This window comes from Isoptericola maris (assembly GCF_048065335.1).
In the GTDB taxonomy this organism is placed as follows: Bacteria; Actinomycetota; Actinomycetes; order Actinomycetales; family Cellulomonadaceae; genus Isoptericola; species Isoptericola rhizosphaerae.
The window spans coordinates 70,425-84,601 of the sequence record NZ_JBLUNY010000002.1; the positions used below are offsets into that span (position 1 = coordinate 70,425).

General features: G+C 73.8%; 9 protein-coding genes. 7 read left to right on the forward strand and 2 right to left on the reverse strand.

What is annotated here, in order from left to right; translation table 11 throughout:
- Positions 1-75 precede the first annotated feature (75 nt).
- Positions 76-5,490, reverse strand: coding sequence for a rhamnogalacturonan lyase family protein (locus tag ACH5HR_RS04510; protein WP_416476475.1), 5,415 nt, complete (start codon positions 5,488-5,490; stop codon positions 76-78).
- A gap of 316 nt (positions 5,491-5,806) precedes the next feature.
- On the opposite strand from ACH5HR_RS04510, the gene ACH5HR_RS04515 reads away from it, so the two are divergent.
- Both ACH5HR_RS04515 and ACH5HR_RS04520 read left to right on the forward strand, forming a co-directional pair.
- On the forward strand, positions 5,807-6,829 hold the full coding sequence (locus ACH5HR_RS04515; protein ID WP_416476476.1) for a LacI family DNA-binding transcriptional regulator: 1,023 nt from the start codon (positions 5,807-5,809) through the stop codon (positions 6,827-6,829).
- Between the two features lie 145 nt (positions 6,830-6,974).
- Complete coding sequence (locus ACH5HR_RS04520; RefSeq protein WP_416476478.1) at positions 6,975-8,198, forward strand: AGE family epimerase/isomerase; 1,224 nt, start codon at positions 6,975-6,977, stop codon at positions 8,196-8,198.
- Positions 8,199-8,216: 18 nt separating this feature from the next.
- On the opposite strand, the gene ACH5HR_RS04525 is transcribed toward ACH5HR_RS04520, so the two are convergent.
- Positions 8,217-8,936 carry a FadR/GntR family transcriptional regulator gene (locus tag ACH5HR_RS04525; RefSeq protein WP_416476479.1) on the reverse strand — a complete coding sequence of 240 codons (720 nt, stop codon included), beginning with the start codon at positions 8,934-8,936 and terminating at the stop codon, positions 8,217-8,219.
- Positions 8,937-9,035: 99 nt separating this feature from the next.
- Between ACH5HR_RS04525 and ACH5HR_RS04530 the strand changes: the two genes are divergently transcribed.
- The 5 genes from ACH5HR_RS04530 to ACH5HR_RS04550 all read left to right on the forward strand — a co-directional run bounded on the left by ACH5HR_RS04530 (position 9,036) and on the right by ACH5HR_RS04550 (position 14,170).
- Positions 9,036-9,824 carry a (Fe-S)-binding protein gene (locus ACH5HR_RS04530; RefSeq protein WP_402377745.1) on the forward strand — a complete coding sequence of 263 codons (789 nt, stop codon included), beginning with the start codon at positions 9,036-9,038 and terminating at the stop codon, positions 9,822-9,824.
- Positions 9,821-11,428: a LutB/LldF family L-lactate oxidation iron-sulfur protein gene (locus ACH5HR_RS04535; RefSeq protein ID WP_416476481.1), complete on the forward strand. Its 1,608-nt coding sequence runs from the start codon at positions 9,821-9,823 to the stop codon at positions 11,426-11,428. Before ACH5HR_RS04530 ends, ACH5HR_RS04535 begins: the two co-directional genes overlap by 4 nt.
- Complete coding sequence (locus ACH5HR_RS04540; RefSeq protein ID WP_416476483.1) at positions 11,425-12,099, forward strand: LutC/YkgG family protein; 675 nt, start codon at positions 11,425-11,427, stop codon at positions 12,097-12,099. Before ACH5HR_RS04535 ends, ACH5HR_RS04540 begins: the two co-directional genes overlap by 4 nt.
- A 162-nt stretch (positions 12,100-12,261) precedes the next feature.
- Positions 12,262-12,900, forward strand: a complete 639-nt coding sequence (locus tag ACH5HR_RS04545) for a uridine kinase family protein (RefSeq protein WP_416476485.1) — start codon at positions 12,262-12,264, stop codon at positions 12,898-12,900.
- A 67-nt stretch (positions 12,901-12,967) separates the two neighbouring features.
- Positions 12,968-14,170, forward strand: a complete 1,203-nt coding sequence (locus tag ACH5HR_RS04550; RefSeq protein ID WP_416476486.1) for a glycosyltransferase — start codon at positions 12,968-12,970, stop codon at positions 14,168-14,170.
- The last annotated feature ends 7 nt before the right edge of the window (positions 14,171-14,177 follow it).

Below are 14,177 nucleotides of genomic sequence, written 5' to 3' on the forward strand. Positions count from 1 at the left end.
ACCGGCGGCCGGGCCGCACCGGGACAGACATCGTCCCGGTGCCACCCGGCCGCCGGCCGTGCGGAGGCGATCAGGTCAGCACTCGCCGACCTCCTCCCAGGGGCCCCACGGGCTCGCGCCCGGCTCCTGGTTCCGGGTCCACCACTTCGCCTGCCAGAGCGTGCCGTCGTGCACGGCCTGGTCGCCCTCGGTGAAGATGCGGGTAGCCGTCCACGGCGCACCGCACTCCGGCGCGGGCTCGCCGGCCGGGCCGATCTCCTGCCAGGCACCCCACGGCGACGATCCGGGCTCCTCGCCCTTCGTCCACCACAGCGCCTCGAAGAGCGCACCGTCGTGCTCCACACGGTCGCCCGCCGTGTAGGTCGCGTCCGCGGTCCAGGCGTCCGGGACCTCGACGACGACGTCGCCGGGCTCGGCGTCCGTGGTGTACGCCAGGCGCGGGGCGTCCGGCGTCTCCATGCCCTCGCCGATGAAGTACGAGGTGTGCGGCGGCTGGTTGTAGCCCGTGTTCTGCCAGGCCACGGCCAGCCGGTACTGCGAGTCCGACATGAGCGTGCGCAGGCGATGCTCGGTGGGGATCACCGTTGTCGCGACCCGCAGAGCGGTCGAGTCCTCGGTCCGGGTGACGATCTCCTCGCGCCAGTCACCGAAGAGGTCCGCCTGGAGCGCCGGCGTGCCCTTGGTGCCGTTGTTCGAGAGCGTGCCCTCGGCCCGGTAGATCTCGACCTCCTCGGCGTTCTCGTAGTCCCACTTCGAGATCGTCGGCACCCCGGTGGAGGTGTCGGCGTCCCAGTCGTGGTCGCCGATCTCGGTCAGCAGGTCCCCGTCCCAGAAGGTCAGGAAGTTCGCCGCGGGGATGCTCTGAGCGACGAGCTCGCCCGACGCGGACTTCAGCTGGCCCACCGGCGAGTCCCACGCGGCGTCCCCGCCGACGGCCCAGCCCTCCGCGCCGTCGTGGCGCGGGTCGATGTCGCCCATGGCGGCACGGCCCGTGTCCCGCTCGGCCGGGATCGACCAGATGATCTCCCCGGTCCCCGCGTCGCGCAGGGTCGCCCCGACGTCGCCGGAGCTCCCCAGGTCCTCGTGGGCGGAGAACACCTCCTGCCCGTCGCGCGAGGGGTCGAAGTCCGAGACGTGCTGTGCGTCCCCGTGCCCGAGCCCGGTGTTGTAGAGCACCGTGCCGTCGTCGTCGAGCGTCATCGAGCCGTAGAGGACCTCGTCCTTCTGGTCGCCGTCGACGTCGGCCACCGCCAGGGAGTGGTTCCCCTGCCCGCGGTGCTCGTCACCCGCGACGTCGGAGTCGAAGACCCACCGCTGGGTCAGCTCGGCGCCGTCCCAGTCGAAGGCCGCCACCACCGTCCGCGTGTAGTAGCCGCGGGCGAACAGCATCGACGGGCGCTCACCGTCCAGGTAGGCGGTGCCCGCGAGGAACCGGTCCACGCGGTTGCCGTAGGTGTCGCCCCACGAGCCGACGTCGCCGCGTGGCGGCACGTAGTCGATCGTGTCGAGCGCGACGCCCGTGGCGCCGTCGAACACCGTGAGGTACTCGGGACCGGAGAGCACGTAGCCGCCCGAGGTGCGGAAGTCCGCCCGCTCGTCCCCGATGACCGTGCCGTCCGCGTCGGTGGTGCCGTCGGCGGTCTTCGTCGCCACCTCGGCCTGGCCGTCGCCGTCGTAGTCGAACACCTGGAACTGGGTGTAGTGCGCGCCCGAGCGGATGTTGTGCCCGAGGTCGATGCGCCACAGCCGGGTGCCGTCGAGCTCGTAGGCGTCCAGGTAGGTGTTGCCGGTGTAGCCGCCCTGCGAGTTGTCCTTCGCGTTGGACGGGTACCACTTGACGACGTACTCGTACTCCCCGTCGCCGTCGAGGTCGGCCACGGAGGCGTCGTTCGCGGAGTAGGTGTACGGCTGGCCGTCCTCGGTGTAGCCGTCCTCCGGCTTGTCCAGCGGGATGTCCAGCGTCTGGGCGTCCCGCACGGCGAACTCGTCGGTGGCCCACCGCTCGGTGCCGTCGACGACAGCGGAGACCCGGTACGTGGAGTCCGTGGCCCCGTCCGCGTCCACCAGGTTGGTCGACCCGGCGACCGGTTCGTCGGTGAGGCGCTCGCCGTCCCGGTAGACGTGGAACGCGACGTCGTCGGCGTCGTCGCCCAGCATGCGCCAGCCCACGTAGACACCGTCCTCGGAGACGGCCGCCACGGGCTGACGCCCGGTGCGCTCGGTCTGCCGCGCCAGCTGGGTGACAGCCTCGGACGTCACCGGCTCGGAGAGCGCGGAGACGCCGCCGGCGTTCACCGACGCCACGGCGTAGGTGTACCCGACGGTGGTGAGCACGTCCGTGTCGACGTGCTGCGCGTCCGCGGCGCGGTCGAGCAGCACCATCTCACCGGCGGGGTCGGCCCGGTACACGTGGTAGAACAGCGCGTCGTCGACCGGCTCCCAGCTCAACGCCACGGAGTTCTTCTCGATCTCGCCCACGGCCAGGCCCGACGGCGTCGCCGCGGTCGCGACGTCGTCGTCCACCGTGGTGAGCTCGACGGCGTTGGACGCGACCGACTCGTTGCCCGCCGCGTCGAGCGCGACGACCGTGTAGGTGTAGCGCAGGCCGACGTCCGCCGTCGTGTCGACGTAGGACGTGTCGCTCACGTCGTCGAGCGCCGTCGGCTCGGCGGCGCCCTCCGCGAGGCGGTAGACGCGGTAGCCGGCGACGTCCTGCGCGGGCTCCCACGCCAGCGGCACGGAGACGTCCGAGCCGTCGATCGTCACGTCGCCGGAGGTCAGATTCGTGGGCGCGTAGAGCAGGGCCGTGATCTCCAGGCCGTTCAGCCAGCCGTCGGCGACCACGTCGATGGTGCCGTCGGTGACCACGACGGGCTGGACGATCTTGCTGGACGTGCCGCCGCGGCCGGCGTTCGAGGAGCCGTGGTCCGTGCCCTCGATCGTCACGCCCAGGCGTGCCGTGCCGATCAGGTCGCCCCAGACGACCTCGACGGCGTAGGTGCCGTTCGGGACGTCGAACCGCATCGGGTGGTCCGGACCCGGCAGGAGGAAGTCTCGCTGCAGGTCGTCCAGCGCGCCGTCACCGGTGCCGCGGTCGCGACCGCCCGGTCCGGCGTCGGAGGTGAAGCCGTGGCCCAGCTCCTCGGTGTACAGCGTGGTCTCGTCGAACGCCGTGTAGCCGTCCTTCGTCGGGTTCCCGGCGAGCTGCACGTCGAACTTCATGAGCGGCGCCTTGGTGGTGACGCTCACGGTGGCCGACGGCGCGGAGTCGCCTCTCCCGTTGACGGCCACGACGCGCAGGTCGTAGGCCGTGCCCTCCTCGAGCCCGGTCACCTCGGCGACCCCGATCGTGGAGGTGGTCACCAGGTCGAAGTCTTCGTCCGGCGCGGCGGACGCCTTGGCGTACACCTTGTAGATGTCCGCCCCGTCCACCTCGGTCCAGCTGAGGGTGACGCTGGACGCGGAGACGTTCCCGGCGACGACGCCGGCCGGCAGGCCCGGCACCTCGGCCGGCGGTTCGGCGTCGGCGACCTCGTCGGCGAGCGGGACGTCCAGCGCGGCGGTGTCCAGGGCCACGAGGCGCGCCATCTGGATGGCGCCGTACTCCTGGAAGTGCGTGTCGTCCGTCGTGCCGTCCGGCCGGTTCGGGTAGACGCCGGCGGGCACGTGCAGGAACACGCTCTTGGCCTCCTCCGGTCCGATCTCGTCCAGGTAGGCCCGCGACGAGGCGGACAGGTCCACGAGCGGCGTGCCGGTGTCGGCCGCGACCCGGGTCGCGGCGTCGACGTAGTCCGGGAAGGAGACGTCGAACGTCCCGGTGTCCGCGGCGCAGGATGGGCGCGCGACCGGCGTGACGACGATCGGCTGCGCGCCGCGCTGGACGGCGCCGTCGATGAACGTCTGCAGGTACCAGTAGTAGTCGCCCGGCGCGGCCCAGCGGTCGTCGACGCCGTAGCTGTTGTCGTTGTGGCCGAACTGCACGTACAGGTAGTCGCCCGGGCGGATCTGGGTGAGCACCTCGTCGAGACGTCCCTGGCTGATGAAGTTCTTCGAGGACCGGCCGCCGATGGCGTGGTTGTCCACCAGGACGTCGTCGGACAGGTAGCGCTCGATCATCTGCCCCCAGCCGGCCTGCGGTGCCCAGTACTGGTCGTACGTCTGGACGGTCGAGTCGCCGGTGACGAACACCGTCGGCCGGTCGGCCGCCTCGCGCTCGTCCGCGCGGGTGATGGTGAGCGCGTTGAGGTTCGCCGCACCCCCGGCGATCTGCAGGTTGAGCTGCCCGTCGACGAGCGCGACATCGAACTCCATCTCGAGGAGCTCGCCCGCGGCCTTCTCGGTCTGCTGCACCTTGGCCATCTGCTCGGCGGTGACCGCCACGTCGGTGGCACCCTCGGTGTCTCCGGCGACCAGGCTGACCGTGTAGTCGCCGTTCGGCAGGTCGACGACGAGCTCGCCGCCGTCGGCCGTGACGAAGTCTCCCCGCAGGTCGTCGCCACCGCGGTCGGTCGCCGTCACCACGGAGGTGTCGACGAACCCGAGCCGGTTCTCGGCGTCGTAGGCGGTGTCCGCGTCGACGCCGACGGCGTCACCGGCCACGGCGCCGGAGCCCAGGTCGATCTGCAGCGTGCCGCTCTCGGGGAAGTCCGGTTCGCTCGCGAGGGTGCCGACGGCGGGCGCCGACGCGTCGGTGGTGCCGTCAGGTGTGACGGCGTGCACGCGGTAGTAGCTCACGGCGGAGGCGTCGGCGCCCGGGTCCGCGGCGTAGACCTCGCGGGCGCCGGTCGTGGCGACCTCGGTGTACTCGCCGTCGACGGCGTCGCTGCGGGTCAGGACGTAGCCGGTGGCGCCGTCGACCTCGTTCCAGCGCAGGACGAGCTCGCCGTCGTCCGCTGCCGCGACGCGCAGGTTCTGCGGGCCGGGCGTGCCGTCGCCCTCGCCCGGGTCGGTGGTGCCGCCGTCGTCGTCGCCGTCGCCCGTGTCGTCGGCGACCTGGGTGACCACGATGCCGTTGACGTAGCCGTAGCCCTTGCCCGTGATGCCGAGGTCCAGGCGGCCGTCGGTGACCTCGACCGTCAGCGTGCCGCTGTTCGTCTGCTCGGCGTCGGCGGTGATGTTCGTGCCCTCGCCACCCTCCGGGGCGACGGTGGTGCGCACGCTGGAGGTGCCGGCGAGCGTGTCGCCGGTCCAGACCTCGACGTCGTAGGTGCCGTCCGGCACGTCCACGGCGAACGCCCAGTCAGCCCCGAGCACGAAGTCGCCGGCGAGGGGGTCGACGTCGGTCGACCGGTCCCGGGCGTCGACGTCGCCGGAGGTGATGCCGAACCCGGTCTCCTCGGCGTAGGCCGTGGTGGGGTCGACGCGGTCGTAGCCCTCGGCGACCGGGCTGTCGGGTGTCCCGAAGTCGAAGGCCCACGCAGGGGCCTCATCGGCCTGGGCCGCGCTGGGCAGCAGCGGCAGCACGAGCGCTGCGGCGGCCGCGCCGGCCACCCAGCGGGCCCGTGGCGGTGGTGGAGTGGTCGATCGGTGCCGGTAAGCGCTTTCACGTTCGGCACGCGAGAGCCTGTCGGGCTGCTGCACGGTTCACCTCGTCGTCTCGTCGTTGAGTCCGGCTCGGGGCCGGGGACGCGCGCCTCGTCGGTGAGGCCTGTTGGATGGATTTAATGAATGGATTCAATCGCGCGTCGTCGCTATGATGCCTGCTCCACGGCGTGGTGTCCAGAGGAACGAGTCCGCCGACCCGGGGGGCGATAGCGTGTGCCCACGCGAGCGGCGACCGCGAGCGGCGACGGCACAGGAGGATCGGATGGCGAGCGACCACCGCCCCACGCTGGCCACCGTCGCCCGCGCTGCCGGGGTCAGCCTCAAGACCGCGTCGCGGGTGATGAACGACGAACCGCACGTGGCGCCGGGCACGCGCGAGCGGGTCCGCGCCGCCGCGCTCGAGCTCGGGTTCCGCCGCAACGCCGCCGCCGCGGACCTGGCTCGCGGCGGCCGAGCACCCCTCGTGGGGTTCGTGACGGCGGACATCGCGAACCGGTTCTTCGCCTCGGTCGGCGCCGGGATGGAGCAGGGCCTCCAGGGCAGCGGCTACCAGCTCGTGACCGCCAGCTCCGGCGAGGACGCGGTGCGCGAACGGCAGCTCACCGAGGCGTTCCTCGAACGGCGGGTCGCCGCACTCGTCATCGCGCCGACGGACGACGACCACCGCTACCTCGCGCGCGAGGTAGCGGTGGACGACGGCCCGCCCGTCGTCCTGGTGGACCGCCCCGCACCCGGGATCGAGGCGGACACCGTCGTCATCGACAACGAGGGCGGCGCGCGCCAGGCGGTGGACCACCTCGTGGCGCACGGGCACCGGCGCATCGCCCTGGTGGGCGACCATGCCCGCCTCTGGACCGCGCAGGAGCGCCGCCTCGCCTTCCTACGCGCGATGGCCGAGCACGGTCTGGCCGTGCCGGGGAGCCGGCTCCGGGAGGGTGCGTACGACGCGGCAGCCGCGCAACGGCTGGTGGCCGAGCTGCTCGACGACGCGGACCCGCCCACGGCGTTGGTGACCGCGAACAACCGGATCACCGTGGGCGCCCTCCACGTGCTGCACGCGCGCCGCACGGCCGGGGCGAGCATCCCGGCGCTGGTCGGGTTCGACGACTTCGAGCTCGCCGACCTGCTCGGCGTCACGGTGGTCGCCTACGACATGGCCGAGATCGGGCGTCAGGCGGCGTTCCTCGCCCTGGAGCGGACGGCGGACCCCACGCTGCCCGCGCGGCGGCGGACCGTCCCGACCCGGCTCGTCCCGCGGGGCTCCGGCGAGGTGCCGCCGGCCTGAGCGCGGAGCCCCACCCGCCGTCCGGCCCGCAGCGCTTGAACCCCGGCCTGCCGGCGTGAGATTCTCGCCGCCCGACATGACATCGCTGTCAGAGTGGACGATCGAGGGGCCCACGCACGACGTCGGTCCCGGGAGAGGATGCACGATGCCCTACGACCAGGCACGCTCCGCGAGCACGTCCGACGCCGTCGGCTGGCGCGCGGAGGAGGTCCGGCGGCTCCTGGACTTCGGCACACCCTCCGTGCTCCCGGACGGCGGCGCCGCCTGGCTGGACGACGACGGACGCCCGGACCTGGCACGGCCGGTGCACACGTGGGTCACCGCGCGCATGGCGCACACCTACGCCCTCGGCGACCTGCTCGGCGTCGAGGGCTGCGGAAGGCTCTCCGACCAGGCGCTCGCCGGGTTCGCGGGGCTCCTCCACGACGACGAGCACGGCGGCTGGTTCGCCTCGCGCGGCCCCGGCGACGACGTCGACGACACCAAGGCCGCCTACGCCCACGCGTTCGTGGTGCTCGCGGCCGCCTCCGCGACCCAGGCCGGACGCCCCGGCGCGTCGGCCCTGCTCGCCCAGGCGCTGGACGTGCTCGACCGGCGGTTCTGGGAGGCCGGCGCGGGGATGCTCGCCGACGAGCAGGACGGCGCCTGGACCACCGTGTCGCCGTACCGCGGCATCAACGCCAACATGCACGGGGTCGAGGCGCTGCTCGCCGCGTCGGACGCGACCGGCGACCCGCGGTGGCGAGAGCGGGCCGCCGCGATCGTCGACCGCACGGCGGGCTGGGCAGCGGGGAACGCGTGGCGGATCCCGGAGCACTTCACCACCGACTGGTCCCCCGAGCTCGAGTACAACGCCGACCGGCCGCGCGACCCCTTCAAGCCCTACGGCTCCACGCCGGGCCACGGCTTCGAGTGGGCTCGGCTCATGCTGCAGCTCGACGTCGCCGCCGACCAGGCCGGACGGCGCACGGAGGCGGCCGAGCGGCTCTTCGAGCGCGCGCTGGCCGACGGGTTCGACGGCACCGGGTTCGTCTACACGGTCGACTGGTCCGGCCGACCGGTGGAGAGCCGCCGGTTCCACTGGGTCGCGGCCGAGGCCGTCGCCGCAGCCGAGGTCCTGGCCGCGGTCACCGGATCGCCCCGGTACGCCGAGCAGGCCGAGGCCTGGTGGGAGCTGGTCCGGCAGCGGTTCGTCGACCAGGAGCGCGGGTCGTGGCGGCACGAGCTCGATGCCCGGAACCGCCCCGCCGCCGAGGTCTGGGCGGGCAAGCCCGACATCTACCACGCCGTCCAGGCGCTGCTGGTCCCAGACCTGCCCCTGACCGGCTCCTTCGCCGAGTCGGCGCGCCGCGCAGGACCGCTCGGCTAGGACTCCGGGCGAGCCCGATCAGCCCGCGCCGAACCCTGTCTCGCGGTAGAACCCGAGGATGTGGTCGCGCGTCGCCCGCTCCGCGCCGTCCGCGTCGCCCGCGGTCACGGCCTCGAGGATCTGCCGGTGCTCGGCGCACAACCGGTGGGCGGTGTCCGGCCAGGAGGGCAGCCCGTCGATCCCGCGCGCCACGTAGTCGTGCACCGCGCTGCGCAGGCCGGTGAGGATCGCCTCGACGAGCTGGTTGCCCGCCCGCCGGGCGATCGCGAGGTGGAAGTCCTGGTCGAGCCGGACGAACGTGTCGACCGCGAGCCCGGGCACCGACATCTCGCGCACGAGCCGGTCGGCCTCGGCCGCGGCACCGCCGTCGGCGTCCCCGGCCCCGGCCCCGTCAGCGGCGTCCGCCGCCTCCCGCACGGCCCAGCTCTCGAGCGCCACCCGCGTCGCCACGACGTCGTGCACGGGCAGCGTGCCCGAGGCGACGTGCAGACGGACGGCCGCGCCGAGCCCGGCGGCGGGGCGGTCGACGACGGTGGCTCCGGCGTCGGGCCCGGACCCGACGGCGGTGCGGATGATGCCCATCGCTTCCAGGATGCGGATGGCCTCGCGCACGGACGGGCGGGAGACGCCGAGCTCCTCGGCGAGCGCGCGTTCGGCGGGCAGCCGCTCGCCGAGCGCCCAGCGACCGGCGGCGAGGTCGGACTCGATGCTGGCGAGGACCTTCTCGTGGGTGCGCACGGACCGATCCTAGCCGTGGTCTGACCACACCCTTCCCGTGGGCTACAGTGGTCGGACCACACCAGACCAGCCACCGCAGCCCCGCCGAAGGAGTCGGACGTGCGCATCGCCCTCGCTGCGACCTGCATCGCGGACACCATGTTCCCCGGCGCACCGCGCGCCACCGTCCGTCTGCTCGAACGCCTCGGGCACGAGGTCGTCTTCCCTCGCGGCCAGGCGTGCTGCGGCCAGATGCACGTCAACACCGGCTACCTCGACGAGGCCGTACCCGTCGTGCGCAACCACGTGGAGACGTTCGCGCCCGTCGCCGACGGCGAGTGGGACGCCGTCGTCGTCCCCTCCGGATCGTGCACCGGTTCGATCCGCCACCAGCAGGCGATGGTCTGCCGCCGCGCCGGCCTCGACGACCTCGCCACCACCGCCGAGGCCGTCAGCGCCAGGACGTTCGAGCTCTCCGAGCTGCTGGTCGACGTGCTCGGGATCACCGACGTCGGGGCGTGGTTCGGTCACCGCGTCACCTACCATCCCACCTGCCACTCGCTGCGCATGCTGCGGGTCGGCGACAAGCCGCTGCGGCTCCTGCGCGCCGTGGAGGGCATCGACCTCGTCGAGCTCCCCGGCGCCGAGTCGTGCTGCGGGTTCGGCGGCACCTTCGCGCTGAAGAACGCCGACACGTCGGCCGCGATGCTCGCCGACAAGACCGCGAACGTCCGCGCCACCGACGCCGAGGTCCTCACCGCCGGCGACTACTCCTGCCTCATGCACATCGGCGGAGGCCTCTCCCGCCAGCGCACCGGCGTCGGCACCCTGCACCTGGCGGAGATCCTCGCCTCGACCCGCGAGGACCCCACCCCGCTGCCCCACGCCCGCACGGAGGTCGCCCGATGAGCACGTTCCTCGGCCTGCCCGGCCTGCGCCGCCGCGGCACGGGGCCGGACGGCGTCCCGGCCGCGAGCGCCGACGAGCCGTTCGGCGCCGTCCCCCACCCCCAGGAGCCGCTGCGCTGGGGCACCTCCTTCCCGGAGGCGGCCCGCGAGACCCTGAAGAACGAGCAGCTGCGCCGCAACCTCGGCCACGCGACGGCGACGATCCGGACCAAGCGGGCCGCCGTCGTCGACGAGGTGCCGGACTGGGAGGCGCTGCGCGACGCCGGCTCCGCGGTCAAGGAGCAGGTCATGGCGGAGCTGCCCCACCTGCTGGCACAGCTCGAGGAGAACGTCACCGCCCGCGGCGGCGTCGTGCACTGGGCCCGCGACGCGGCCGAGGCCAACCGCATCGTCACCGAGATCGCGCAGGCCAAGGGCGTCGACGAGGTCGTCAAGGTCAAGTCGATGGCCACCCAGGAGATCGGGCTCAACGAGCACCTGGCCGAGGAGGGCATCGCGGCGATCGAGACGGACCTGGCCGAGCTCATCGTGCAGCTCGCCGACGACATGCCGTCCCACATCCTCGTGCCCGCCATCCATCGCAACCGCGCCGAGATCCGGGACATCTTCCTGGCCCGCATGGGTGACGTCCCGGCCGACCTGTCCGACGTGCCGCGCGAGCTCGCGATGGCCGCCCGCGCGCACCTGCGCCGCAAGTTTTTCTCGGCCCGGGTCGCGGTGTCGGGCGCGAACTTCGGCGTCGCCGACACCGGCACGCTGGCCGTCGTGGAGTCCGAGGGCAACGGCCGGATGTGCCTCACGCTGCCCGAGACCCTCGTGACCGTGATGGGCATCGAGAAGCTGATCCCCACCTACACCGACCTCGAGGTGTTCGCCCAGCTCCTGCCGCGGTCCTCCACCGGCGAGCGCATGAACCCGTACACCTCGCTGTGGACCGGCGTCACCCCCGGCGACGGCCCGCAGGAGTTCCACCTGGTGCTCCTCGACAACGGCCGCACCGACGTGCTCGCCGACGAGGTGGGCCGCAGCGCCCTACACTGCATCCGCTGCTCGGCGTGCCTCAACGTGTGCCCGGTGTACGAGCGGGTCGGCGGGCACGCCTACGGCTCGGTCTACCCCGGCCCCATCGGCGCGATCCTCACCCCGCAGCTCACCGCTGCCTCCGGAGGGGTCTCAGGCGCCGACGACGTCAACGCCTCGCTCCCCTACGCCTCGACGCTGTGCGGCGCCTGCTACGACGTCTGCCCGGTGAAGATCGACATCCCGTCGATCCTCGTGGACCTGCGCGCCCGCGAGGTCGACGCCGACCGCGGCCGGCACAGGGTCGACCCGTGGAAGGCCGCCATGAAGGCAGCCTCGTGGGTGATGTCCGACGGCGGCCGGTTCGGCCTGGCAGGCCGTGCGGCCACGCTCGGGCACGGCCTGGGCGGCCGCGACGGGGTGATCTCGAAGGCTCCGCCGCCGGTGTCCGCATGGACCCGCGAACGAGACCTGCCCGCACCGCCCGACGAGACGTTCCGGCAGTGGTGGGCCTCCCGCGAGCGAGCGGCCGAGCGCGACGCACGCCCCGCCGTCGGGCACCAGGACGGGGAGGGAGAGCGATGAGCGCGCGCGAGGACGTGCTGCGCCGCGTGCGGGCCGCGTTGGGCGACCGGGGCGCCGGGACGACGGCGGCCGGGAAGGTCGGCACGGCGCCCGCGGCCGTGGAGGTGCCGCGGCGGTACCGCGAGAGTGGTGACCACGACCCTGGCTCGCCCGCGGTGCTGGAGCAGCTCGTCGACCGGCTGGTCGACTACCGGGCGCACGTGCGGCAGGTGACGGCGGGCGAGCTGCCCGCCGCGGTGGCGGACGTCCTCGCCCAGGCGGGCTCCGTCGTCGTGCCCCCCGGGCTGGACGAGGCGTGGCTCGCCGCGGCGGGCGACGTCATCGTGCACCGCGACACGCGGGACGAACCGCTGAGCGCCCTCGACCTGGACGCGATCGGCGCCGTGCTCACCGCCGCGCGCGTCGCCTGCTCGGAGACGGGCACGATCGTGCTGGACGGCGAGCCGGACCAGGGGCGCCGCGCGATCTCGCTGGTGCCCGACGTCCACGTGTGCGTGGTGCGGGCCGAGCAGGTGGTCCAGACCGTCCCCGAGATGGTGCGCCGGCTCGCCTCGCACCCGGAGCGGCCGCAGACGTGGATCTCGGGCCCGAGCGCCACCAGCGACATCGAGCTCGACCGCGTCGAGGGAGTGCACGGCCCCCGCACCCTGCACGTGCTCCTCGCCCCCTGACCCACCCCCCTCCCCGGGGGGGGGGGGGGGGGGGGGGGGGGGGGGGGGGCGCCGCGCGGGGGGGGGGGGGGCGCCCCCCCCCCCCCCCGCCCCAACGCCCCGTCGGATCCCAGGGCCTGACGGCGCGTCGTGCACCCACAGCGTGGGACACAATGGGTTCCCGTGACCGACGCACTGTTCGACGTCCCGCCCGAGACGCGCCACCCCGCGGCCAGGGTCGTGCTGCTCACCGGAGCGTCGGGGAGCGGCAAGTCCGCGCTCACCCGTCGTCTGGGCCTCCCCGTGGTGATGCTCGACGACTTCTACCACGACGCCGACCACCCGGGGATGCCGCGCGCCTACGGGATCGTCGACTGGGACGATCCCGCCAGCTGGGACCGCGACGGCGCGCTGGACGCCCTGCGGACGCTCGCCACGACAGGACGCGCGGAGGTGCCGGTCTACGACATCCCGACCTCGCGGCGCACCGGGAGCGCCGTCGTCGAGACGGGCGGGGAACCGCTGGTCGTCGCCGAGGGCGTCTTCGCGGCCGAGCTCGTCGCCGCGTGCCGGGCCGAAGGGCTGCTCGCCGACGCCATCTGTCTGGCCCGTCCACGGATCGTCAGCTTCTGGTTCCGCCTGCTGCGCGACGTCGCCGAGGCACGCAAGCCCTTGCCGACCCTGCTGCGCCGCGGCTGGGGGCTCCTGCGGGCGGAGCCTGCGCTGGTGCGCCGCTGGACGGACCTCGGCTGCCGCCCCCTCACGCCGGCGCAGGCCGAGCGGGACATCCGTGCCGCGACGCACCTCCCGGAAGTGTCATGAAGACGTAACACGCAGGTCACTCGCACCACATCATCCGGGCCCAGTCTGGTCGCAGGAGGTGGTCACCGTGCTCGAACACAGCTCGCTGCGTGTCCTGTCCCTCTACGAGGGCTTCTTCTCCGGCGGCGCCCGGGTGCTGCACTCGACGGTGGTCGCGGGGCTGCACGCCCACGGCCACCAGCAGCACTCGGCGCTGAGCCTCTACAGCACGGTCCGCCGCGAGACCGTACGCCAGCGCATGGAGGACGACCCCCGGTTCCACGCCCTGCGGGCCGCCGGGATCCGGGTCACCACGCTGGGCCGCTCCACGGACGAGGACCACGACCCCCGCCGCTTCACCGAGGCGCAGATGGAGCTCGCGGCCCGGGAGGCGACCGCCGTCGACGTCGTCATGTCGCTCAAGGAGCAGCCGTTGCGGCTGGCCCTCGAGGCGGGCTTCCCGCAGCGCCCCGTGGTGGCGTGCCTGCACCGTTCCGACCCCGAACACTCCGGCGCGGCGCTGGACGACCTGCGCGCCACCGCCGACAGCGGGCTGCTCGCGGCCGCCGTCTGCTGCGCGGAGTCGACGCGCGACGCGTACGCGGCCGCCGGCGTCCCGGAGCACCTGCTGCGCGTGGTGCCCAACGGCATCGACCTGACCCGGTTCCACCCGCTGCGCCGCGTGCGCCGCGCGGCACTGCGGGGCGCAGCGGGCATCCCCGCCGACGCCACGCTGGTCGCCTACGCCGCGCGGTACGACGCCATGAAGAACCCCCGCCTGTTCCTCGCGGCGGCCCGCGAGCTCCTCGAGCGCGACGACGACGGCCACGTCATGATGTGCGGCGCCGGGATGACGGGGGACAACCCGGCGCTCGTGGCCGACCTGCACGAGTCGTTCGGGGAGCGTCCGGACCTGCTGGCGCGGGTGCACCTGCTCGGGGTGCGGCGCGACATGGAGCACGTCTACGCCATGGCCGACGTCGTCGCGCTCACCTCCGCGTTCGGGGAGGCCGCCCCGCTGTGCCTCATCGAGGGCGCGATGTGCGGCGCGGTCCCGGTCACGACGCCGGTCGGCGACAGCGCACACCTGGTGGCCGGCATCGGTTTCGTCACCGGGTTCGACGCCGCCGAGATCGCCGAGACCTGGATCGAGGCGTCGGCCCGCCGCGGCGAGCTGCACGGTGCGCTGACGGCGGCCCGGCAGCGGTTCAGCCACGTGCGCATGCTGTCCGGCTACGCCCGGGTGCTCGAGCAGGCCGTCCGCGGCACGGGGCTGCGCGTCGCGGCCTGAGGCGACG